This is a genomic window from Arthrobacter sp. 01L42 (genome assembly GCF_056400005.1).
Genome location: NZ_JBFTSL010000004.1, coordinates 168,025 through 190,712, shown reverse-complemented (window position 1 = coordinate 190,712; position 22,688 = coordinate 168,025). Strand labels below are relative to the sequence as shown.

Here is a 22,688-nt window from a genome sequence, read left to right as displayed (position 1 = left end):
CGTTGGGCCGTCAGCTATGGTGCTGCGCGCTGCAGCTTGACCTCGATCGAATCAACCCGCTCGGCAAAGATTTCATTCCGGGCCCAGGCGTTATTGAGGCCGGCGACGATCGACTGCACGCCGGCGGCGTCGAGACCGTCTTCAAGGTAGAGGACCACACGGAGTTCCGGGCCGGCTCCCCCACCGGGGAGCCGCCTGCCATCGGCCGTGGCCGAGGCAACTCCACCCCCCGGATGAATTTCAACACGGCGGACCGCCGGAAAGCCAACCGCGCCTTCCCCGAGTGCACCCGCGAGATCGGGATCGGCGTATGACGGCGTCCATGGCTGCTGCTGGGCGACGGCCCAGACTGCCGGCCGGCGGACCACGAACGTCACTTCCGAGCCGGGATCGAGCACGAGCAGCTCCGCGCCTTCCGCGACCGCTGACAAGGCAGCCCGGGCCGCGTACACGGCGACCGGCCTGGCCTCCGGGTGCCACGCCGTCATTGACGCCGCCGAGGTGAACACCGGCATGGCCGTCCGCCCGTCCGGCGCCTTGAGCGTCACCAGGGCCATGTCGGCCTGCTTGTCCGAGTGCAGCGGATCCCCGTTGGGCCCGGCCGCGGCCTCGCCCTCTTCGGCGAGCTGGGCGAGAATTGGCACGAACACCCGGGCGGTGGCCAGCGCGGCCACCACGGCCGCCTCGTCGCCAGTGCCCGCGGCGAGGTCGGACAAAGCCGCCAGATAGCCGGCGTCGGCGGTGCCGTCGTCGTCGTCGAAATTATGGATCTTGGCGTCATTGCCGGACAGGCTGCGCCCAGCCCAGGGTTGGCCGGCGGAGTCCGTGGCCCCGCCGGCGCCGGCAAGGGCCGCCGCGATATGCCCGGGCAGATGCCGGATGGGACCGGCCCCGGTCCCTGCCTGCACTGTCTCGTGGGGGTTATTGGGGTCGTGGGTGTCGTGGGAGTGCGTCATGGGCGCCTTCGCCGCTAGCGGCGGCCGGCGACGTCGAGGGCCTCGGGCAGGGTGAAGTTGCCGTTGTAGAGGGCCTTGCCGACGATGGCGCCTTCGACGCCGAGCGGCACCAGGGAGCGCAGGACCTTGAGATCCTCGAGGCTGGAAATGCCGCCGGAGGCGACCACCGGCTTGCCCGTTTTCTCGACCATCTGGCGCAGGAGTTCGACGTTGGGGCCCTGGAGCGTGCCGTCCTTGGTCACATCGGTCACGACGTACCGGGCGCAGCCGGCGTCCTCGAGGCGGCCGAGCACGTCCCAGAGGTCCCCGCCTTCCTTGGTCCAGCCCCGGCCGGCGAGGGTGGTGCCGCGGACATCCAGGCCGACGGCAATCTTGTCGCCGAAGCGCTCGATCACCCGGGCCGTCCATTCCGGGTTTTCCAGTGCCGCCGTGCCCAGGTTGACGCGTGCGACGCCGAGGTCGAGGGCCCTCTCAAGGGATTCGTCGTCGCGAAGGCCGCCGGAGAGCTCCACCTTGATATCGAGCCGGCCGACGACCTCGCGCAGGAGCTCGGCGTTGGAGCCGCGCCCGAACGCGGCGTCCAGGTCGACCAGATGCACCCACTCAGCCCCCTGCTGCTGCCAGTTGAGGGCGGCCTCCAGCGGGGTGCCGTAGCTCGTCTCGCTGCCGGCTTCGCCCTGTACGAGCCGGACGGCCTGTCCGTTGACGACGTCGACGGCGGGCAGGAGCTCGAGTACGGGCAGCGGGGTTTCGGTGGTCATCGTGGAGTCCTCAGCTTGGGGATGGTGGTGGGGAGGGGCGGTCAGGACGCCGGCAGGGTCAGGAGGTAGGCGGCCAGCAGTGACATGCCGGCGAGGATGTAGAAAACGATCTGCACCCAGAGCGGACTTTTCTGCTGGCGGAAGGAGATCCCGCCGCCAACCAGCAGGCCGGCCACGCCCATGAGCACCAGGGACCACATCTAGGCGGTCCCTTCCGGGGCTGCGGTACGGTCCGGGGCTGCGGGGCGCAGGCTCTGGACCCAGTTGCGCAGCAGCCGGGCGCCGGCGTCGCCGGACTTCTCCGGGTGGAACTGGGTGGCACACAGCGGGCCGTTTTCCACGGCCGCGATGAACGGGGCACCGTGGTCGGACCAGGTCACCAGCGGCGCAGCCATCCGCGGCTGGATGACGTCGAAGTCCCACTTCTGGACACCGTAGGAGTGCACGAAGTAGAAGCGCTCGTCCTCAACCCCGGCGAAGAGCCTGGACCCTTCGGGGACGGCGACGGTGTTCCAGCCCATGTGGGGCACGACGTCGGCAGGCAACAGTTCCACCTTGCCGGGCCACTCCCCCATGCCCTCGGCTTCGGTGCCGTGTTCGACGCCGGCCTCGAACAGCACTTGGAGCCCGACGCAGATGGCCAGCACGGGGCGGCCTCCGGCGACACGGCGGCCGATCATGCGGATGGCGTCAACGGCCTTGAGTTCGCGCATGACGGTTTCGAAGGCGCCGACACCGGGGACGACGAGGCCGTCGGCATTGAGGACATCCTCAGGCTTGGAGCTGAGGATGACTTCGGCGCCGGCCCGCTCCAGCGCGCGGACGGCGGACCGGACATTCCCGGAGCCGTAGTCCAGCACCGTAACTGTGGGCTTTCCCTGCGGGGAGACCGGCTTGGCCGCGGCGGCGGGGTCGATGATGGCCCCGTCGCGGAGCACCGGGCCGGTCACAAAGCACCTTTTGTCGACGGGATGCCCTCGACGCGGGGATCCGGCTCGACGGCTGCGCGCAGGGCACGGGCAAAGGCCTTGAACTGGGCCTCGACGATGTGGTGGGGGTCACGCCCGGCAGTGACGTTCATGTGCAGGCAGATCCCGGCGTGAAGGGTGATCGCCTCGAAGACGTGGCGGGTCAGGGAGCCCGTAAAGTGGCCGCCGATCAGGTGGTATTCCTGGCCTGCCGGCTCGCCGGCGTGGACCAGGTAGGGACGGCCGGAGACGTCCACGACAGCTTGCGCGAGGGCCTCATCGAGGGGAACGGTCGCCTCGCCAAAGCGGCGGATCCCGGCTTTGTTGCCCAGGGCGGTCCGCAGAACCTCGCCGAAAGTGATGGCCACGTCCTCGACAGTGTGGTGGACATCGATGTGGGTGTCGCCGGTGGCCTTGACGGTCATGTCGATCAAGGAGTGCTTGCTGAGGGCCGTCAGCATGTGGTCGTAGAACGGGACCGACGTGCTGATGTCTGAAACGCCGGTGCCGTCCAGGTTGATCTCGACCAGGACCGAGGACTCGCTGGTGGTCCGTTCCATGCGTGCGGTCCGGCCCTCGGCGGCGGTGGATCCGGTGGTGCTCATGTAGATGTGTCCTTTGGAAGAAGGCAGGGTGTTGGGCAATCTGGCGGGGACGATTGGGCTCCCCACCAAGTCTAGGCCTGCGGCTTTGCGGAGCCGGCCAGGATGAGTTCAAGTGCCTCCAGGAAGGCTGTGGTTTCTGTCTCAGTGCCGGCGGTGACGCGCAGGTGCCCCGGAATACCGACGTCGCGGATGAGGACACCGGCGTCCAGCATGCGCTGCCAAACCTCATGGGGGTTCTCGAGGCCGCCGAAGAACACGTAGTTGGAATCAGACGCGGCCGGGGTCAAGCCCAACCGCGTCAGTTCCGACACGATCCGGTCGCGCTGGCGCTTGATGTCCTCGACGTCCGCCATGAGCGCCTCCCGGTGGCGCAGGGCAGCCAGGGCCGCAGCCTGGGTGATAGCGGAGAGGTGGTACGGGAGACGGACCAGGCGCAGGGCATCCGCGACCTCCGGGGCCGCGGCCATGTAGCCGAGCCGCGCACCCGCGAGGGCGAAGGCCTTGCTCATGGTGCGCGAGACGATGAGCCGCTCCCGGCCAGGCAGCAGGGTGAGGGCACTGGGCGTGCCGTCGTGGGCGAACTCGTGATAGGCCTCGTCGACGATCACGATGGTCTGGCTGGCCTCGCCGGCGTCATAGACTGCCTCGACCACATCAAGGCCCAGCCCCGTGCCGGTCGGGTTGTTCGGGGAACAGAGGAAGACAATGTTGGGCTGAAGCTCGCGGACTTGCTGTGCCGCTGATTCCGCACTGAGCCCATAGTCGGACGCGCGGGCCCCGACGACGTACTCCGTATCCGTGCCGGAGGCCAGCAGCGGGTACATCGAATACGTGGGAGGGAACCCGAGGGCCGTCCGGCCAGGGCCCCCGAAGGCCTGGAGGATTTGCTGAAGGACTTCGTTGGAACCATTCGCGGCCCAGATGTTCTCCGCGTCCAGCCCATGGCCAAGGTATTCGGCGAGGGCTTCGCGCAATTCGGTGAATTCGCGGTCCGGATAGCGGTTCAGCCCGGCAGCGGCGGCGCTCACGGCTTCGGTAATCGCGGCGCGGACATCGGCCGGGACCCCATGGGTGTTCTCGTTGACGTTGAGCAGGATGGGGACGTCCAGCTGCGGCGCGCCATACGGACGCAGGCCACGCAGATTGGTTCGGAGGGGCAGTCGGTTGAGGCGCTCAAGCTGGTCAGTCACGTGACCAGTTTAAGTGGTAGCGGGACGGGCGCTGAAACTGTGACGCCCGCGACGGCACCCGGGGGTGGCTACTTGGACGGAACAAACAGTTGCTGGCCCGGCATCACACGCGCGGCGTCCAGATTGTTCAACTGCACGATATCGGCCACAACATCGCGGGGATCGCGCTCCGGGGCCACCGACCCGGCAATGGCCCAGAGGGACTCCCCCGGTTGGACTGTGACGGATACGGTCGGCGTCACCGAGAGCTGGTCTGCGGAATCTGCCGCTTTCGCGGGAGCGTTGAGGAATCCGCTGAAGGACAGGATGAACGCCGCCAGCAGAATCAGGGGGACGCCGAAAAAGACGAAGCGTCCGCGCCGGGTGAGCCGAAGCGGCGGCTGCTTGGTCCGGCCGCCGGAAACCGCGGCGGCGGCTCCTTGCTGCGCCCGCGACTGCGCGGAGCCGCGGCGCCTGGCGTTGAGCGGGTACACGTTGCCGTGACTGGAACCGCTTTGGGCGAGGCCGCCGTGTCCGATGCTGCCGTGTCCGATGCTGCGGCGATCCACTGCGCCACCCGGACCAACACCACGGTGGCGGGTCGTGACGCCCTGAATGTTAGTGCCGTCAAACGCGCTTGAAACTGACATGAACTGAGCCCTCCTGGACCATAAGTTGCCGCCCGGCGTACTCACGTACTCGCCGCCAACCGGCCGAACCTTCGAACATAGAACCGAACATTGTCTGCGAACCCAGATCGTTGGAATCGAACACATATTCGAATCTTGCTGGTTCTGTTTTAGCACTTACTAACGAACGATGTCGAGACTCGCTAGAACAAATGTTTGAAAAAGGTCTGCGGCTGGCCTATTTTTGAGGGACAGGACAACCACTTTCGAACTCCCACTTTCGAACTAAAAGTGGGAATTCATTCGTAGTTGATCAGCAGGGTCTGACATTTCAGGCCGGAAGTTCCCGGTGACAGCAGCCACGGCAGCCGGGCGGAACGGAAAGGCGTTGGCGAACATGGCAGCACAAGCCACCGGCGGCAGGGCCACCCCACGGAGCCCGCAGCCCGCCCGGGCCCCCAAGAGCCTCACCGTCCGGCAAAAGAAAATCCTGGAGACCATCCAGCGGTCCGTCACGGACAAGGGCTACCCGCCGTCCATGCGCGAAATCGGAGACACCGTCGGTCTCGCCAGCCTGTCGAGCGTGACCCACCAGCTCTCCCAACTGGAAAAGCTCGGCTACCTGCGGCGTGATCCGAAGCGGCCCCGGGCCATGGAAGTGCTCATGCCGCTGACCCTGGACGAGGGGGCCACGCCGATATCTGGTATCGAGAAGTCCAGCCCCTTGCGGGCCGTAGGCGGCCTGTCGGTAACCGAGCTCGCCAGCGCCACTGACACGGCAATGGTGCCGTTCGTCGGACGCATCGCCGCCGGCGGGCCGATCCTCGCGGACCAGGTGGTGGAGGACGTCATGCCGCTGCCCCGCCAACTCGTGGGCCATGGCGAACTCTTCATGCTCAAGGTGGCCGGCGACTCGATGATCGACGCCGCCATCTGCGACGGCGACTGGGTGGTTGTCCGCCGCCAGGGTGATGCCGTGAACGGCGATATCGTTGCCGCCCTGCTGGACGACGAAGCCACGGTCAAGACCTTCCGCCAGCGGGACGGCCACACGTGGCTGTTGCCGCAAAACACCCAGTACGAGCCCATCCTGGGCGACCACGCCGTCATCATGGGCAAGGTCGTATCGGTACTGCGCTCCCTCTAAACTGCGCTCACTCTAAACTGCGCTCCCCTTAGCCATCCGGGGCATGCTGCCAGTTCCTAGCGGCCACCCCGCGGCGGATTTCCGGCGCAGGGTGACGGCCCCGGTTTGGGACTTAAGCTTTCGCGGAGTCTTTCGCCAGGCGCTTCAGGGCTGCCATGGCTATCGATGAATCGGTGGTGGGCCAGAACGGCGGCAGCGCGGCGCGCAGGAAGCCGCCGTAACGCTCTGTGGAGAGCCGCGAATCCAGCACTGCCACCACGCCCCTATCCGAGGTCGAGCGGATCAGCCGTCCGGCGCCCTGCGCGAGGCGGATGGCGGCGTGCGTGGCCGAGACGGCCATGAAGCCATTGCCGCCGGACTGGGCCACGGCCCGCGAACGTGCCGTCATCAGCGGGTCGTCCGGCCGCGGGAAGGGAATCCGGTCGATGACCACCAGCCGGCAGGACACGCCAGGGACGTCGACGCCCTGCCAGAGGGACATGGTGCCGAACAAACACGTGTCAGGTTCGTCGGCAAACTGCCGCACGAGCGCCGTCATGGTCGACTCCCCCTGGCACAGGATGCTGAGGCCCAGCCGGGGCCGCATGGCCTCGGCTGCTTCCTCTGCGGCGCGCCGCGAGGAGAACAGGCACAGGGCGCCTCCGCCGGAGGCGCGGATCAGCTTCTCGAGTTCGTCCAGGGCCTCGGGGGACGTTCCGCGGCCGGGTTTGGGTAGGTGCCGGGCTACGTAGAGGATGCCCTGCTTCGGGTAGTCGAACGGGGAGCCGACGTCGACGCCGGTCCAGCTCGGGGCGCCGTTGCCAACCAGGCCCAGGCCGCCGGCGGCGGGTTCGAAGGCAGCGCCGATGGTCAGTGTGGCCGAGGTCAGGATGACGGTGTGGTCCGCGAACAGGCCCTCGCGCAACCGCCCTGCGACGCTCAGCGGGGCAACGTTGATCAACGCCGGCGCGCTCTCGTCCGGCTGGGAGTAGCCCTGCGCCGGGTCGAAGCTGCTGTTGCGGGAGAACCACACGACTTCGCGGTTTTCGCGCGCGGCCAGGAGGCGTTCACAGAGCTCCAGGATGACCATGAGGCGCGAGCGGGCCAGCTGCCGTCCGCCGTCCGCCGACACGGAGCTGTCCCCCTTGGAATCGGACAGGGCGGCGCGGCACGCGTCGCGCAGTTGGTCGATGCAGTCCAGCTGCTCGCTGTTCAGGCCGTTGGGCATCAGCCCGCTGGGGACGCCGTCGATGGCGAGCTCCAGGTGGGCGGCGGCATTGTTCAGCGCATCCACGGTGATGCCCGTGTGCTTCCGGGCCCCGGACGCGGCGGCGTGCACCATCGCCACGGAGAGCTGGCCCGAGACCGCGCCCGTGACGCGGTCCTGAAGTTCGTGTGCTTCATCCACCACGACGACGTCGTACTCGGGCAGCACCGCCAGGCCTTCGAAGGCACTGACGGCGAGCATGGCGTGGTTGGTGACCACGACGTCGGCATCGGCGGCGTTCTGCCGTGCCAGTTCGCTGAAGCATTCGGCCGCGAGCGGGCATTTCTGCGCGCCGAGGCACTCCATGGAGGTGACCGAGACCTGGCGCCAGGCCCGGTCCGTGACGCCCGGCATGAGCTCGTCGCGGTCCCCCGTGGCGGTCTCCTCGGCCCATTCGCGCAGCCGGACAACTTCCTTGCCCAGCTGGGAGGACGGCCCGCCAAGTGCGGCGGCGAAGTGCGGCACGGACGTGTCCTCGCCGAGGGAAAACAGCTGTCCCTCGGAAGGTTCTTCGGACGGGAAGCCGCCCTCGAGTTTGTGCCGGCAGACGTAGTTGGACCGGCCCTTGACCAGGGCGACCTTGACGGGCCGCTCCAGGGCAGGGGTGATGGTCTTGAGCAGCCTGGGCAGGTCCCGGCCCACAATCTGCGTTTGCAGTGCCAGGGTGGCGGTGGAGACCAGGGTGGGTTTGTTGCTGGTCAGCGAATGCGCGATCAGCGGAATCAGGTAGGCCAGCGACTTGCCGGTGCCGGTGCCGGCCTGGACCAGCAGGTGATCGCCGCTGTCTATCGCGCGCGCCACCTGCCGGGCCATTTCGTGCTGGCCATCGCGGCTCTGCCCGCCCATGCCGGACACGGCACGGTCGAGCAGCTTAACAACAAACTCCTCGCCGGCCGCGCCGGCAACCGAACCGGCGCCGGTGTCGGCGTCGGCGTCGGCCGGCCCAGCGTCAGCTGGTTCGGCGTCGGCTGGTTCGGCGTCAGCTGGATCGGCGTCGGTCCTGGTCACCGCAGCCTCAGTCATTGCTGATGAAGGGATCCAGTTCGGCGGCGAGTCCTTCACGCACCATCACCACGGCACGGGTCCCGGTTTCCTCGTGGTCGAGGCTGAGGATCTCGGCGTCGCTCTCGTGGAGCTTGCTAATCAGATCCCCGCGGTTGTACGGGATGAGCAGTTCAAGCTTCACGCTGGGCCGCGGAATGCCGTCACTGATGGCCTTGAGCAGTTCCGGAATGCCTTCGCCGGTGCGGGCCGAGACCACCACGTGGCGCGGCTCGCGCTGCTTGAGCCGTTCGACCACGAACGGGTCAGCGGCGTCGGCCTTGTTCAGGACAATGATTTCCGGAACCTTGCGCGCGTCGACTTCGCTGAAGACCGTCCGGACAGCCGCGATCTGGCCTTCCGGATCCGGGTGCGAGACGTCCACGACATGCAGGATCAGGTCAGAGTCGGCGACCTCTTCCAGCGTGGAGCGGAATGCCTCCACGAGCTGGGTGGGCAGGGAACGGACAAAGCCCACGGTGTCGGCCAGGGTGTATCCCAGCCCGTCAGCGGTTTCGGCCTTGCGGACGGTGGGGTCCAGGGTGGCGAACAGGGCGTTTTCCACCAGCACCCCTGCGTCGGTCAGCCGGTTCAGCAGCGAGGACTTCCCGGCGTTGGTGTACCCGGCGATCGCGACGGAGGGCACGGCATTACGACGGCGGTTGGCGCGCTTCGTTTCCCGGGCAGGCTTCATGGCGGCGATTTCGCGCCGCAGCTTGGCCATCCGGGTGCGGATCCGGCGGCGGTCCAGTTCGATCTTGGTCTCACCGGGACCACGCGAGCCCATGCCGGCACCGGCGCCGCCCACCTGGCCACCGGCCTGGCGGGACATCGATTCACCCCAGCCGCGCAGGCGCGGAAGCAGGTATTCGAGCTGGGCGAGCTCCACTTGGGCCTTGCCTTCACGGCTCTTGGCGTGCTGGGCGAAGATGTCCAGGATCAGCGCTGTACGGTCAATGACCTTGACCTTGACGATGTCCTCCAGCCCGCGCCGCTGGGACGGGGCCAATTCGGCGTCGACGACGACGGTGTCGGCGCCGGTGGACATCACGATTGCTTTCAGTTCCTGTGCCTTGCCGGAGCCGAGGAAAGTCCCGGGATCGGGCTTGGCACGCCGCTGGACGAGCCCGTCGAGGACCTCGGAGCCGGCCGTCTCAGCGAGGGCGGCAAGTTCACGCAGGGAGTTCTCGGCGTCCGCGAGGGTGCCCTCGGTCCAGAGGCCGGCCAGGACGACGCGCTCAAGGCGCAACTGCCGGTATTCGACCTCGGTGACGTCTTCGAGCTCGGTGGACAGGCCGGCCTTGCGGCGCAGTGCGTGCCGTTCCTCAAGGTCCTGCTGGTCGCCGTCGAAGTTGGTGTACACCTCGTCCAGGCGGGAGATGGCCTGCGCCTTGCCGAGCACCGACGTCGGGCTGCTGGTGCCAGCACCGGCGGCGGTGCCATGGCCGGTGCCGCCGCCGCGGCCTGGGGCGGGGGTGTCCTTGGAAAGGATCCGGTCGATTACAGCTTGAATCTCTTCAGGGCTCATGTCCTGGGCTGCTGAATCGGGTCCGGTGTTGGGGTGGCTGGTCATGGTCTCCTTTAAAGGTTCGGCACTTTCAGAATAGTGCCGATTGTTGCTCTGTGGGGCGGTATTCGCGCTGGGCTGACGGCGGGGGGTCATGCGGGCCTCCTGGAATGCCTGCGGCAACGGCGCCGGGGCGGGGCTGGCTCTGTGCGGAGCGGTGGCTGGGGACGGTAGAGGCGGCTACGGCGCCTGGCTGCGGGGACACTGGCTGTGTGGGCGGTGCCGGTGCCGGTGCCGGTGCAAAGACGTTGAGGTAGGTGCCTCCGCCACGCCGGGCCCGGGAGCGGGCCAGGGAGCACGGTGCTCGAAAAACCGTGCCAGCAAGACACGGTGCCTGGGAAATGGCTGGATTCCAAGTGGTGCGGGCGCCCGCGGGTGAGAAAACTCACCCCTGCAATGGCGCACTCAGCGGAAGGCGTTTACCTGCATCGCTACGGAGTCCCTCGGGGTCCCTGACAAGGACGGGACGGGACCCGTGCCGGCTACTTGGAGATCAAGATCATGTTTTGTAGCGTAGCAGACGCCGGCGCTCCCACTCGGTTTCCCATACGGGCTGGCCGCGAACTAATCTGGCCCATTATGGAGTCTGCACACTATTTCAGCGCCCAGCCGGCCGGGCCCTTTACCCGTAAGCCGCTCACTGTGGATCTTGCCGGTGAGACGCGCCGGCTGCAGACGTCCTCGGGGATCTTCAGCCCGGACGGGATCGACAAGGGAACGGCCGTGCTGCTGGCCGACGTCCCGGCGCCGTCGCCGCAGGGCAACCTGCTGGATATCGGCTGCGGCTGGGGACCGATCGCCCTGACCATGGCCCTGCGGGCACCGCACGCCCAGGTCTACGCGGTGGACGTGAACGAACGCTGCGTGACCCTGACCAATGAAAACGCCGGGCTGTTGGGGCTGCACAACGTATCCGCCAGCACGCCGGACGCCGTGGACCCCGACCTGCGCTTTGACACCATCTGGTCCAACCCGCCGATCAGGATCGGCAAGGATGAACTTCATGCCCTCCTTCGCCTGTGGATTCCCAGGCTGGCGCCGGGCGGATCGGCCTGGCTCGTGGTCCAGAAGAACCTCGGCTCGGACTCGCTGCAGCGCTGGCTCTCGGCGGAGCTCGACGCCAGCTTCAGCGTGACCCGGGAGAGCACGTCGAAGTCGTTCCGGATCCTTCGAATCAGGAAAGCGTCCCGCTAGCGATGATCACGGCCGAGCCGCTGAGTTCGACGTGTTCGTGCCCCTCCGGGCCCAGGAAGAATTTCACGCCGACGACGCCGCCGGGGACGTGGACGTTCCACGCGTCCGGGGCGCCCTGGCCGGCCCAGTGGCGAATCGCGACGGCGGCGGCGCAGGCGCCCGTGCCGCATGACTGGGTCTCCCCCACTCCGCGCTCGTGGACCCGCATGGTGATGGTGCCGGTGCCGTCGTGGACCAGTGGTTCGGAGGGCACAACGAATTCGACGTTGGTGCCGTGCGGCGGCGTCGGGTCCACCCGGGGGGCCGTGAACAGCTGCGTGGCCTCCAGTTCGGCTGTTTCGGCCAGGGCCACGACAGTGTGCGGGTTGCCCATGCTGACGGTGAGGGCGGGCCGTGCGACTTCGAGCCCGTCGGCGCTGACCAGCGAGTCCATGGCCCGCGCGGTCGCCTCGCCCGGGAAAATGAATTCCCAGGGGCCCATGTCCACGGCGTAGCCCGCAGCCGTCCGGACGATCGTCTTGGCACCGCCCCGGGTTCCAATGACGAGCGATTCGCCGGCCGGCAGGTCCACGAGGCCTTCGGCGATGAGGAAGTGCACAAAGACGCGGACTCCGTTTCCGCACATCTCAGAGAGCGAGCCGTCGCCGTTGCGGTAGTCCATGAACCACTCGGCATCGGGGTGCGCGGTCAGCAATTGCTGCCCCTCGGGCAGGAGCCGGGAAGGCACGGCCCGGATCAGGCCGTCGCCGCCGATGCCACGGTGCCGGTCACAGAGCGCCGCGACGTGCTCCGGGCTCAACTCGAGCGCGCCGTTGGGGTCTGCGATCAGGACAAAGTCGTTGCCCGTTCCGTGGCCTTTGGAAAACTTCAGGCCGCTCAGCGGGGCGGTATCGCCGGCAGTACGGTCAGCGGCTACGGCTTGGGATTCGTCCATGCTCCAAGGTTACCGTTCCGCCCCGACCGCTCCGGCACCGTGACCCAGGCGCTACGCCGGAGGCAGAACCGGCGTCGCCCGGCAGAGGCCGGCGGCCTCGGCCACGAGGTCAGGATCGTGCCAGCCCAGCCAGGTGACCCGGGAATCCGCACGGAACCAGGTCAGCTGGCGGCGCGCGAACTGCCGGGTGGCGATGATGGTTTCGTCCGCGGCCTGCTCCACGCTGGAGGCACCGTCGAGCACCCGCAGGAACTGGGCGTAGCCGAGGGCCCGCGGCGCGGTCCGGCCGCTGCGGAGCCCTGCTGCGTCCAGCCGGCGGACTTCGTCCAGCAGCCCCCGGTCCACCATCGCGTGGACCCGGTCAGCCAGGCGCTGCCGGAGCAGTTCCCGGTCCACCTCGAGCCCGATCTGGACGGCAGGCTGGAAGTATTGGCGGGCCGGCATGAAGGAGCTGAATGGCCGCCCGGTGAGCTCAAAGACTTCCAGGGCGCGGATGATCCTGCGCTCATCGCCGAGCCTGCCCGCGGAGACGGGGTCCACTGCCTCGAGCCGTTGCCGCAGGGGCGCGGGGCCCGCGGTAGCCAGTTCCGCCTCGAGCCGGCCGCGGATCTCCGGATCCGTGCCGGGGAATTCCAGGACGTCGAGGGCGGCGCGGACGTAGAGTCCGGAGCCGCCAGCCAGGATGGCGCGCTTACCCCGGCCGTGGATGTCGGCGATCAACGCCCGGGCCTGCTGCTGGAAGTCCGAGACACTCGCTTCCTCGGTCACGTCCAGAATGTCCAGCAGGTGATGCGGCACACCGCGGCGCTCCGCCTCGGTGATCTTGGCGGTGCCGATATCCATGCCGCGGTAGAACTGCATCGAGTCGGCGTTGATGACTTCACCGTCGAGCTCAAGGGCGAGGGAGACTGCCAGGTCTGATTTGCCGGATCCCGTCGGCCCGACGACGGCGATCACCGGCGGCGCGGCCGGCCGCGCCCCCTGCGCCGCCGCATTTTGGGCAGCGTCCTGCTGGGCCGTGCCCTCGACCGCCAAGGCCTGGGCTGTGTCCTCGACCGCCGTGGCGCGGGCTGCTGGGTTCTGGACTGCTTCGTTCCGGGGAGCGCCCTGCGGGCCGGGCACGGCGCTAACGGCCGCGGACCGGGAGGCTGGGCATGCCCAGCGACACGCCGGAGGTGCCCGACGCGCTGGTCTTGCCCGCCGGGCTGGCCGGGGCGCCGCAGGAATCTGCCTGCGACCGGTCCCAGGCATCGCCGGCACGGGACCGGCGCAGGCTGTAGTCCTCGGCCGAGGCGGGGTCGGAGACGAGGTGGAACGCCGCCGCCTCTGTGATGGTGACAGTCACCAGATCGCCGGGCCGGGGCACTTCGGCTCCGGCGGGCACGGAGAAGTGCACCAGCCGCTGGTCCTGGGACCGGCCGGAGAGTCGGTGGGTTTCCCCAGCCTTACGGCCCGACTGGGCCGTCACCATGACCTCGACGCGGCGGCCAAGCTGCCGGGCGTTTTCCTCGGCGGCAATCCGGTCCTGCAGGGCCGTGAGGCGTTCGAAGCGTTCCTGGACCACGGCCTTGGGCAGCTGGTCCGGCAGGTCCGCGGCGGGCGTGCCCGGCCGCTTGGAGTACTGGAAGGTGAAGGCGGTGGCGAACCGGGACTTCGCCACGACGTCGAGCGTGGCCTGGAAGTCCTCCTCGGTCTCGCCGGGGAACCCGACGATGATGTCGGTGGAGATGGCGGCGTGCGGGATCTTCTCGCGGACCTTGTCCAGGATGCCGAGGAACTTGGTCGAGCGGTAGGACCGCTTCATGTCCTTGAGGACCTTGTCCGAGCCGGACTGCAGGGGCATGTGCAGCTGCGGCATGACGTTGGGCGTCTCGGACATGGCGTCGATGACGTCGTCGGTAAAGGCGGCCGGGTGCGGGCTGGTGAACCGGACCCGCTCCAGGCCCGGGATGTCGCCGCACGCGCGCAGGAGCTTGGAGAAGGCCTGCCGGTCGCCGAATTCGACGCCGTAGGAGTTCACGTTCTGGCCCAGCAGGGTTACCTCGATGGCACCGTCGTCCACGAGCGCCTGGATTTCGGCCAGGATCTCGCCGGGGCGGCGGTCCTTTTCCTTGCCCCGCAGGGCCGGGACGATGCAGAAGGTGCAGGTGTTGTTGCAGCCCACCGAGATCGATACCCAGCCCGAGTAGACGGAGTCCCGCTTGGTGGGGAGGGTGGACGGAAAGACGTCCAGCGATTCGAGGATCTCCAGCTGGGCCTCATTGTTGTGGCGGGCCCGGTCCAGCAGCGCCGGCAGGGCACCGACATTGTGGGTGCCGAACACGGCATCCACCCACGGGGCCTTCTTGAGGATGGTCTCGCGGTCTTTTTGCGCGAGACAGCCGCCGACGGCGATCTGCATGCCCGGGTTGGCTGCCTTGACCGGGGCGAGGATGCCGAGGTTGCCGTACAGCTTGTTGTCGGCGTTTTCCCGGACCGCGCAGGTGTTGAAGACCACGACGTCGGCCAGCTCGCCGGAGGAGGGGACGTAGCCTGCGGCTTCCAGCATGCCGGCCATCCGCTCGGAATCGTGCACGTTCATCTGGCAGCCGAAAGTGCGCACCTGGTAGGTGCGGGGCTGGGCCGGGGCGGGACTTTCCGGTGCGGAAACGGGGTCCGCACCGAATGTCTGGGGCCCTGCCGGCTGCACCGCCAGTGGCGCTGTCGGAGAAGTCGTGCCGGCCGTTGGGGAGGGAATGGTAAAACTCACCTGTTAAGGGTAACGGGTAAGGGTAGTGGGCAGCGGCTGGGCCAGCGCAGACCCCGGCCCGGCGGTCCTAATCCCCGTCCCCCGCTTGGCCGGCGGCGGCATCGAGCACCTCACTCACCACCCGGAAGGCGAGCGACGGCTGGTATCCCTTGCGGGCCAGCATTGACGCGAGGCGGCGCGTAACTTTGTCGCGTTCGGCCCGGTCTTCGCCGCCGGTGAATCCCCGCAGCTTGCGCTCCACGAGCTCCCGGGCGGCCGTTTCCTCGTCGGCGTCGCTGAGCTGGTCCAGTGCACCGGCAGCGATCTCCGGGTCGATGCCCTTGTCCGCAAGTTCGCGCCGCAAGGCCCCTTTGGCGAGCTTGCGCGTCTGGGACCTGCTGCGGACCCACATGTCGGCGAACTCGGCGTCGTCAACCAGCCGCACTTCCTCGAAGCGGTCCAGCACGGCCTCCGCGACGTCCTCAGGGACGTTGCGCTCGGCCAGCTTGCGCGAGAGCTGCAGCCGGCTCTTGGGCGAATTCGTCAGCTGCCGCAGCACGATGGCACGCGCCACCGCCGCGGGGTCCGCGTCCCGGTCCTGCCCGGCCGGCGAATCCACGCCATCGGTGCGGTCCGCCGGCTGATCCGGGCCGGCAAAGCCGGGGGCAGGATTCCGTGATGGAAATCCTGCCCCCTTGCGCCGCCGGCTGTTAGAAGCCGTCAACGGCCTTCAGCTTCGGAGATTCCTCGGTCTCAGCCGGGGCCTTGACGCCAACGCCGAGCTTTTCCTTAATCAGGCGCTCGAGTTCGGCCGCCAGCTCCGGGTTGTCGCGCAGGAAGCGGCGGGAGTTCTCCATGCCCTGGCCCAGCTGGTCGCCATCGTAGGTGAACCAGGAGCCCGACTTCTTGATCAGGCCGTGCTCGACACCCATGTCGATGATGCCGCCCTCACGGGAAATGCCCTGGCCGTAGATGATGTCGAACTCGGCGATCTTGAAGGGCGGGGCCATCTTGTTCTTGACGATTTTGGCCTTGGTGCGGTTGCCGACGGAATCGGCGCCCTCTTTCAGGGTCTGGATGCGGCGGACGTCGATGCGGATGGAGGCATAGAACTTCAGCGCCTTACCACCGGTGGTGGTTTCCGGGGAGCCGAAGAAGACACCGATCTTTTCACGCAGCTGGTTGATGAAGATGGCCGTGGTCTTCGTCTGGCTCAGGCGGCCGGTGATCTTACGCAGGGCCTGGCTCATCAGGCGGGCCTGCAGGCCCACGTGGCTGTCGCCCATGTCGCCCTCGATTTCCGCGCGGGGAACGAGGGCGGCCACGGAGTCGATGACTATGACGTCAAGGGAGCCGGATCCGATAAGCATGTCCATGATTTCCAGCGCCTGCTCGCCGGTGTCCGGCTGGGAGACCAGGAGCGCGTCGGTGTCGACGCCCAGCTTGGCGGCGTATTCCGGATCGAGGGCGTGCTCGGCGTCGATGAAGGCGGCAATGCCGCCCTGGCGCTGGGCATTGGCAACCGCGTGCAGCGCGACCGTGGTCTTACCGGATGATTCCGGACCGTAGATTTCCACGACGCGGCCGCGGGGCAGGCCGCCAATTCCCAGGGCGACGTCCAGTGCGATGGACCCGGTCGGGATGACTTCGATGGGCGCACGGACTTCATCGCCGAGGCGCATGACCGAGCCTTTGCCGAACTGCTTGTCAATCTGGGCAAGCGCTGCGTCGAGCGCCTTCTGGCGATCCGGGGCTGCGGCCATGATTCACACCTCTAATACTTTCTCGCTGTGGAGTGGCCGTGGAGGCCTTTGTCTGTCATCACTGACGCTACTGGCACCCTCCGACAAAGTTGTCGGTAGAACCACGTATGTGGAAAACGGTCTGAAAAAAAGCATATCGCTATCCGAACAGATATTCGAACAAGCGGACGGCGTGTCAGGCGTCAGCGGAGCTCAGCTGGCGTCAGCGCGACGACGCAGGCGTCAGCGGGGCCCGGTGGTGTCACGGGGTTTGACGTCGCGGCCCAGGCGGCGTTCCGGCGGAACGTCCTGAACGTCGCACATGGCGAGCCACACCTGGCGCGGCGGAACGCCGGCGCTGAGCGCCTGGTCCGCGGTGCGGCCTCCGACCCCGGCCAGGACCAGCGAACTGCTCAGGACGCGGGAGTATCCCGCGCCGAACTCGTCGTCCATAAGCCGCCAAAAGTCACTGATTCGCACGAGTAAAGTCTCTCACGGCCGGGGACTCTAGAATGGTTGCCATGAGCAACCCAACTGAGTCCGCGGGCGATCCCGCTCCCGATACCGCCGGCGCGGACGCCGCCCTGGACGCCGTCGAGAACCAGCTGAGTCTGCTCTGGCGCCGGGGCCGGTCTATTTCCCATCAGCTCTCGCGCCAGGTCCACCCGGACATGGAACCCGCCGCCTACGGCCTGCTCAGCGTGATCCGCCAGCAGGGCCCCATCCGGCTGACCGACCTCGCCTCCTGCATCGGCGTCGGCAAGCCATCGGTCAGCCGGCAGATCGCCTTCCTCGAGGGCCTCGGGCTGGTGTCGAAGGAGGCTGACCCGCTGGACGGCCGGGCGCAGGCCATCCGGCTGACGTCCGAAGGCGAGGAAAGGATGCACCAGGTCCAGGACGCACGGCGTGAGGTGTTCCGGGAACGCCTGGCGGAATGGCCGGCCGAGGATCTGCAGGCTTTGGCCATGTACATGGCCAAGCTCAATGCCACCTACGAGCGCGACGGTTTCCCCCGGGACGAGCCCGCCTGACTCCCCCACCGGGAACCCTGGTCACCGAAACACGACAAAGGACCTCCGGCCTGGGCCGGAGGTCCTCTTTTGTGTCTTAGGTCTTAGGTGAGCTGGCTGCTAGCGCGCCCCGGAAAGGAGGCCCTTGGCCAGCTCGTCGGAGAGATCGGAGTTCAGTTCCCGGTCGAGGTCGCGGCCATAGCGCTGCGCGAACTCCTGGGGAACGGTGTCCGGAACCGCGACGCCCTCGGCGACCGCGACGCGGTCGCTGACTTCGCGGAGCATGCTCGAAAGCGGAACATCGAGGGCCGAGCAGATCGAGGAGAGCAACTCCGAGGAGGCTTCCTTCTGGCCGCGTTCCACTTCGCTCAGGTAGCCCAGGGAAACGCGGGCACTGTGCGAGACTTCGCGGAGCGTACGGCCCTGGCGCTGGCGGACATCGCGCAGGACATCACCGATTTCGTGACGTAGTACAACCATCTTGCGCTCCTTCTGTTCGCTCTTGGCCTGATCGGCGAGGCCCACATCCTTCCAGCGGACAACGCCGTTTACGGATACGGGCTGCTTTACCATCTGTATCGCCTTGCTCCTCGTACTGTCGAGTCCGCCGGTGGGGGCGGACTCTGCTGATGTTTTCATCCTAGGCGCCTCCCTCATTTGGAAGCGACACAATGTAACAACTATTCGGAATCAACTTTTGTTCCCGGCAACTTTACGCCCGGTAGCCTTCGGAAGATAGGGCCTCCAGCAGACGTTCCAGCGCGGCGCCGCAGGCAAGTGCGCGGATCTCGGCGCGGCTGCCGTCAAAGGAATAGGGGTACGACGTCGATCCTTCCGCCGTGGCGATGCCGACAAAGACCGTGCCCACCGCTTTGCCGTCGTGCGGTTCGGGACCGGCCACGCCGGTAGTGGACACGCCGATATCGGCGCCGCAGATGCGGCGCGCCCCGTCGGCCATGGCTGCGGCTACCTGGCCGTCCACGGAGCCGACGGCGTCGAGCAGCTCAGCGGGGACGCCGAGGACGCCGGACTTGACCCTGTTGGCATAGGACACCACGCCGCCCTGCAGCATCCCGGAGGCGCCGGGCGTGTCGGCCAGCACGGCGGTGACCATCCCGGCGGTGAGGGATTCGGCGGTGGCGGCGGTCAGGCCGCGGCCGAGGGCGCCGGTGACGGCCTGCTCAGCCAGGCGGTGCAGATTGGGATGCAGATTGGGGTGCAGGTTCGGGTGAGGAACGGGGTCCGGCTGGTTCATGGCTTGTTCTCCCTTGAACGTTGTTTCTCTGCCTTGATGCCGGCGGCCCGCAGTTTGAGCGCCTCAATGACGTATTCGCCGCCGGTCCACAGGGTGATGGCCAGGGCGGCCATCATCACGATGAACGCCACAACGCCCAGCCACGGGGCGAGGGATGCCAACGGAAGGACGTAGAGGAAGATGGCCGCCGTCTGCACCACCGTCTTGAGCTTGCCGCCGCGCGAGGCCGGGATAACGCCGTAGCGGATGACGAAGAAACGCAGGGCGGTGATGCCCCACTCCCGGACCAGGATCAGGATGGTGACCCACCATGGCAGTTCCTGGAGCAAGGAGAGCATGACCAGCGCGGAACCGATCAGGAGCTTGTCGGCGATCGGGTCGGCAATCTTGCCAAAATCGGTGACGAGGCCGCGGGACCGGGCGATGTCGCCGTCGAGCTTGTCCGTGTAGATGGCCACCGCGAAAACGAAGGCGGCCGCCCAGCGCCAGACGCCGTTCTGGGCCTGCAGCCCCGGCGCGTCGAGGAGGAGGAACCAGACGAAGAACGGCACCAGCACTATCCGCAGCATCGTGAGGACATTCGGCAGGTTCCAGATCTGCGAGGCGGATCCGGCGTTGGCTTCGGCGCTATTCACCTTCCTAGGCTACCGTCTGCGCTACCGGCCGGTGAGCGACCAGGCGTCCTCTGAGCCGTCCTCGTCGCCGGAACCGCCGTCGGCGCCGTCGTGGTAGTCGATCGCCTGGGTGCGGTTCTCCAGGTCCGCCGCCACGAGGTCCTCGGCGTAACCGCCCTGGGCGATGTTCGCGTTGGCGTTATCGCTCAGCGCCGCGGTCTGCGAGTCGGCGGACACCGGGCCGTCCTGTCCCTTCATCGCGGCCAGCACTGCGGCGAGGTCATCGGGCTTGACCAGCACGTCGCGCGCCTTGGAACCTTCGGAGGGCCCCACCACTCCCCTGGACTCGAGCAGGTCCATGAGACGGCCGGCCTTCGCGAAGCCGACGCGGAGCTTGCGCTGGAGCATCGAGGTGGAGCCGAACTGGGTGGTGACCACGAGCTCAGTTGCCTGGAGCAGGACCTCGAGATCGTCCCCGATGTCGTCATCGATCTGCTTCTTCTGCGCCTCGGGCGCGACGTCGTCGCGGTAGACGGCCTTGAGCTGGCCCTTGACGTGCTCGACGACCTTGTGGATCTCGGACTCGGTGACCCAGGCACCCTGGACACGCATGGCCTTCGAGGCCCCCATTGGCAGGAACAAGGCATCGCCCTGGCCGATGAGTTTCTCGGCGCCCGGCTGGTCCAGGACCACCCGGGAGTCGGTGACAGAGGAGGTGGCGAAGGCCATGCGGGAGGGCACGTTCGCCTTGATCAGGCCGGTCACGACGTCGACCGACGGGCGCTGGGTGGCCAGGACCAGGTGGATGCCGGCCGCACGGGCCAACTGCGTGATGCGGACAATCGAGTCTTCGACGTCGCGTGGGGCCACCATCATGAGGTCGGCAAGTTCGTCCACGATGACCAGCAGGTATGGGTACGGCTTGATGACGCGCTTGGAATCCACCGGCGGGTGGACCTTGCCGGCCCGGACAGCCTTGTTGAAGTCATCGATGTGCTTGAAGCCGTAATTGGCGAGGTCGTCATAGCGGGCATCCATTTCCCGGACCACCCACTGCAGGGCCTCGGCCGCCTTCTTCGGGTTGGTGATGATCGGGGTGATGAGGTGCGGGACCCCCTCGTAGGCGGTGAGTTCCACGCGCTTGGGGTCCACCATGACCATCCGGACCTCGTCCGGGGTGGCCCGCATCAGGATGGAGGTGATCATCGAGTTCACGAACGAGGACTTACCGGCACCGGTGGCGCCGGCCACGAGCAGGTGCGGCATCTTGGCCAGGTTGGCCACGACGTACCCGCCCTCGACGTCCTTGCCGACCCCCATGACCATGGGGTGGTCGGTGCGGCGGGCGTTCTGGCTGCGGAGCACGTCGCCCAGGGACACGGTTTCGCGGTCCGTGTTGGGGATTTCGATGCCGATGGCCGACTTGCCCGGGATGGGGCTCAGGATGCGCACATCCGAGCTGGCCACGGCATAGGAGATGTTCTTGGACAAGGCGGTGACCCGTTCCACCTTGGTGCCCGGGGACAGCTCGATTTCGTAGCGGGTCACGGTGGGGCCGCGGCTGAAGCCGGTGACCTGCGCCTCCACGTTGAACTGGTTGAGGGTCTCGGTGAGCGAGGCGACAATCGCGTCGTTGGCCTCGGTGCGTTCCTTGGGGATGGAACCGGGTGTCAGCACGTCCGACGCCGGCAGGGTGTAAGTGACGTCGCCGGCCAGGGAAAGCTGCTCGGTGCGCTGCGGAATGGGGGTGGGCAGCGGTGCGGGCGCGACCGGGTTGGAGGGGACCTTGGCGGCCGCAGCGGCGGCATTGAGCGATCCCGCGGCCACCATCCCCGGAGTGACCAGCGGGATGGCCTCGGTGGCGTCGCCGCTGGACTCCGCCGCAGCGCCGGCTGATCCTGCCGTCCCGAGCCCCTGGGCGGCTTTGATCTTTTCGACGGCGATCTCGGCCTGGGTGGGACGGCGGACGCCGGGCGCGACATCGGGCGCGGCGTCGGCTGCGACGCCAGAGCGCGCCTTGCCCCTCGTGCCCTTGGCCGGAGGTGCGTCCGCTGCTTCGTCATCTGCGATGAGGGCGCGTTCGAAGGCCTCGTCGCCGACGTAGCCTTCCAGACCGGACTCGTCGTCGTGGTCCTTGCCGAAGAGGCGCTTGCGCTTCTTCCTGGGCGGGGCCGGCGCGTCGTTCTCGTAAAGGTAGCTGCGGTCGTGGCGGTCGCCGCCGTCGTCGTCCTGCAGGTCGATGCCCATCAGGTGCTCGTAGGCGTCGCGCAGGCGGCCAGGGATCGCGCCGAAGGGCGTGGCGGTGACGATCAGCAGCGAGGTGAAGGCCAGCAGGCCGTAGACCGCCACGGGGACGGCGGTGTGCACGGCGGCGAGCGGGGCGGCGGCGAGGTAGCCGAGCATGCCGCCGGCCCGGCGCAGGCCGTCGAAGCCGTCGGCGACGGTCGGCTGGCCGCCAATGATGTGGGCCAGCCCGGAACCGGCGAACGTCATGATGAGGAAACCGATGCCGACCCGGTTGTTGCCGCGGCCGTCGTCGGGCTGGCGGAACAGGCGGAAGGCGCACACGAACAGCATGAGCGGCAGCAGCAGGGCCATCCAGCCGAACGTGCCGTTGACGATCGCAAACACGAGGTCAGGGAGCCAGCCCTGGAACCCCCACCACGCGAAGGTGGCAACGAAGACTCCCAGGGCCAGGTTGAACAGGGCGGCGCCGTCGCGGCGGTCCTCGGGGGCTAGGTCGCTGACGTCGTGGCCGACCCGCCGGATGCCGGCGCCGATCACGTGGGCGATGCCCAGCCAGGCACCGGCCAGCACCCTCACCACCCAGGGCTGGTGCGGCTCAACAACGGCCAACTGCCGGGTCCGCGCGGTGGCTGTGTTTCTACCTGCGGTCCCACCTGCGGTGCCACCTGCGGCTCCCCGCGGCCGGGCGGATTTGGATGCAGCGGGACGGGACCCCCGGCCGGGAGAACTGCCTGATTTGCCGCTTGAGTTTCCTCTAGGCGCGGAAGAAGTACGAGTCGCCATACCCGCCACGGTACCGGATGCCGGGCCGAAAACCCCGAATTTCCGGGCGTCCGGGATCATGTTGCCGCCACCACCAACGGGAACGGCCTCCC

The 22,688-nt window shown here is 67.8% G+C and carries 22 protein-coding genes; 3 read left to right on the top strand and 19 right to left on the bottom strand.

Annotated elements, in window-relative coordinates; all coding sequences use genetic code 11:
- Nucleotides 1-14: 14 nt before the first annotated feature.
- From AC1DN2_RS05160 to AC1DN2_RS05130, 7 genes are all read right to left on the bottom strand, one after another.
- A complete protein-coding gene (locus AC1DN2_RS05160; RefSeq protein ID WP_476849460.1) occupies nt 15-956 on the bottom strand; it encodes an SseB family protein in 942 nt (313 codons plus the stop codon).
- Nucleotides 957-970: 14 nt separating this feature from the next.
- Nucleotides 971-1,717 (bottom strand): bifunctional 1-(5-phosphoribosyl)-5-((5-phosphoribosylamino)methylideneamino)imidazole-4-carboxamide isomerase/phosphoribosylanthranilate isomerase PriA, encoded by a 747-nt coding sequence (gene priA, locus AC1DN2_RS05155; protein ID WP_476849459.1) that lies wholly within the window; start codon nt 1,715-1,717, stop codon nt 971-973.
- A gap of 41 nt (nt 1,718-1,758) precedes the next feature.
- The gene (locus tag AC1DN2_RS05150; protein ID WP_164468561.1) at nt 1,759-1,917 is read right to left on the bottom strand and encodes a hypothetical protein; all 159 of its coding nucleotides are present in this window, start codon (nt 1,915-1,917) and stop codon (nt 1,759-1,761) included.
- Entirely contained in the window at nt 1,918-2,667 is a 750-nt protein-coding gene (gene hisH, locus AC1DN2_RS05145) for an imidazole glycerol phosphate synthase subunit HisH (RefSeq protein ID WP_476849458.1), read from the bottom strand. It abuts the gene before it with no gap.
- Nucleotides 2,664-3,290 carry an imidazoleglycerol-phosphate dehydratase HisB gene (gene hisB, locus AC1DN2_RS05140; RefSeq protein ID WP_476849457.1) on the bottom strand — a complete coding sequence of 209 codons (627 nt, stop codon included), beginning with the start codon at nt 3,288-3,290 and terminating at the stop codon, nt 2,664-2,666. The genes hisH and hisB overlap by 4 nt, the downstream gene beginning before the upstream one ends.
- 71 nt (nt 3,291-3,361) lie before the next feature.
- On the bottom strand, nt 3,362-4,480 hold the full coding sequence (locus tag AC1DN2_RS05135) for a histidinol-phosphate transaminase (RefSeq protein ID WP_230008559.1): 1,119 nt from the start codon (nt 4,478-4,480) through the stop codon (nt 3,362-3,364).
- 68 nt (nt 4,481-4,548) lie between these two features.
- Nucleotides 4,549-4,953 carry a LysM peptidoglycan-binding domain-containing protein gene (locus tag AC1DN2_RS05130; RefSeq protein WP_476849495.1) on the bottom strand — a complete coding sequence of 135 codons (405 nt, stop codon included), beginning with the start codon at nt 4,951-4,953 and terminating at the stop codon, nt 4,549-4,551.
- A gap of 532 nt (nt 4,954-5,485) precedes the next feature.
- On the opposite strand from AC1DN2_RS05130, the gene lexA reads away from it, so the two are divergent.
- Entirely contained in the window at nt 5,486-6,235 is a 750-nt protein-coding gene (gene lexA / locus AC1DN2_RS05125; RefSeq protein WP_230008558.1) for a transcriptional repressor LexA, read from the top strand.
- Nucleotides 6,236-6,347: 112 nt separating this feature from the next.
- Here lexA and AC1DN2_RS05120 read toward each other — a convergent pair whose 3' ends face one another.
- A complete protein-coding gene (locus AC1DN2_RS05120) occupies nt 6,348-8,504 on the bottom strand; it encodes an ATP-dependent DNA helicase (protein ID WP_476849456.1) in 2,157 nt (718 codons plus the stop codon).
- Nucleotides 8,497-10,095 carry a GTPase HflX gene (gene hflX, locus AC1DN2_RS05115; protein WP_223913986.1) on the bottom strand — a complete coding sequence of 533 codons (1,599 nt, stop codon included), beginning with the start codon at nt 10,093-10,095 and terminating at the stop codon, nt 8,497-8,499. Before hflX ends, AC1DN2_RS05120 begins: the two co-directional genes overlap by 8 nt.
- A 573-nt stretch (nt 10,096-10,668) precedes the next feature.
- Between hflX and AC1DN2_RS05110 the strand changes: the two genes are divergently transcribed.
- Nucleotides 10,669-11,283, top strand: a complete 615-nt coding sequence (locus AC1DN2_RS05110; RefSeq protein ID WP_230008613.1) for a class I SAM-dependent methyltransferase — start codon at nt 10,669-10,671, stop codon at nt 11,281-11,283.
- Here the strand turns inward: AC1DN2_RS05110 and dapF are convergent.
- From dapF to AC1DN2_RS05080, 6 genes are all read right to left on the bottom strand, one after another.
- Nucleotides 11,264-12,217, bottom strand: a complete 954-nt coding sequence (dapF, locus tag AC1DN2_RS05105; protein ID WP_476849455.1) for a diaminopimelate epimerase — start codon at nt 12,215-12,217, stop codon at nt 11,264-11,266. The two genes, AC1DN2_RS05110 and dapF, sit on opposite strands and share 20 nt — an antisense overlap.
- Nucleotides 12,218-12,268: 51 nt before the next feature.
- Complete coding sequence (gene miaA, locus AC1DN2_RS05100; RefSeq protein ID WP_476849494.1) at nt 12,269-13,174, bottom strand: tRNA (adenosine(37)-N6)-dimethylallyltransferase MiaA; 906 nt, start codon at nt 13,172-13,174, stop codon at nt 12,269-12,271.
- Between the two features lie 169 nt (nt 13,175-13,343).
- Nucleotides 13,344-14,819 carry a tRNA (N6-isopentenyl adenosine(37)-C2)-methylthiotransferase MiaB gene (gene miaB / locus AC1DN2_RS05095; protein WP_476849493.1) on the bottom strand — a complete coding sequence of 492 codons (1,476 nt, stop codon included), beginning with the start codon at nt 14,817-14,819 and terminating at the stop codon, nt 13,344-13,346.
- Nucleotides 14,820-15,033: 214 nt separating this feature from the next.
- Nucleotides 15,034-15,519: a regulatory protein RecX gene (locus AC1DN2_RS05090; protein WP_476849492.1), complete on the bottom strand. Its 486-nt coding sequence runs from the start codon at nt 15,517-15,519 to the stop codon at nt 15,034-15,036.
- Nucleotides 15,520-15,655: 136 nt separating this feature from the next.
- Entirely contained in the window at nt 15,656-16,708 is a 1,053-nt protein-coding gene (gene recA / locus AC1DN2_RS05085; protein WP_018774457.1) for a recombinase RecA, read from the bottom strand.
- 222 nt (nt 16,709-16,930) lie between these two features.
- Entirely contained in the window at nt 16,931-17,167 is a 237-nt protein-coding gene (locus AC1DN2_RS05080; RefSeq protein WP_223913990.1) for a DUF3046 domain-containing protein, read from the bottom strand.
- 41 nt (nt 17,168-17,208) lie between these two features.
- Between AC1DN2_RS05080 and AC1DN2_RS05075 the strand changes: the two genes are divergently transcribed.
- Nucleotides 17,209-17,718, top strand: a complete 510-nt coding sequence (locus AC1DN2_RS05075) for a MarR family winged helix-turn-helix transcriptional regulator (protein WP_223913991.1) — start codon at nt 17,209-17,211, stop codon at nt 17,716-17,718.
- A gap of 99 nt (nt 17,719-17,817) precedes the next feature.
- Here AC1DN2_RS05075 and AC1DN2_RS05070 read toward each other — a convergent pair whose 3' ends face one another.
- The 4 genes from AC1DN2_RS05070 to AC1DN2_RS05055 form a co-directional block, all read right to left on the bottom strand.
- Nucleotides 17,818-18,270 (bottom strand): helix-turn-helix domain-containing protein, encoded by a 453-nt coding sequence (locus tag AC1DN2_RS05070; RefSeq protein WP_018774460.1) that lies wholly within the window; start codon nt 18,268-18,270, stop codon nt 17,818-17,820.
- Nucleotides 18,271-18,409: 139 nt separating this feature from the next.
- Complete coding sequence (locus AC1DN2_RS05065; RefSeq protein ID WP_476849454.1) at nt 18,410-18,952, bottom strand: CinA family protein; 543 nt, start codon at nt 18,950-18,952, stop codon at nt 18,410-18,412.
- Nucleotides 18,949-19,587 (bottom strand): CDP-diacylglycerol--glycerol-3-phosphate 3-phosphatidyltransferase, encoded by a 639-nt coding sequence (gene pgsA, locus AC1DN2_RS05060; protein WP_476849453.1) that lies wholly within the window; start codon nt 19,585-19,587, stop codon nt 18,949-18,951. Before pgsA ends, AC1DN2_RS05065 begins: the two co-directional genes overlap by 4 nt.
- A 21-nt stretch (nt 19,588-19,608) precedes the next feature.
- A complete protein-coding gene (locus AC1DN2_RS05055; protein WP_476849452.1) occupies nt 19,609-22,596 on the bottom strand; it encodes an FtsK/SpoIIIE family DNA translocase in 2,988 nt (995 codons plus the stop codon).
- Nucleotides 22,597-22,688: the final 92 nt, after the last annotated feature.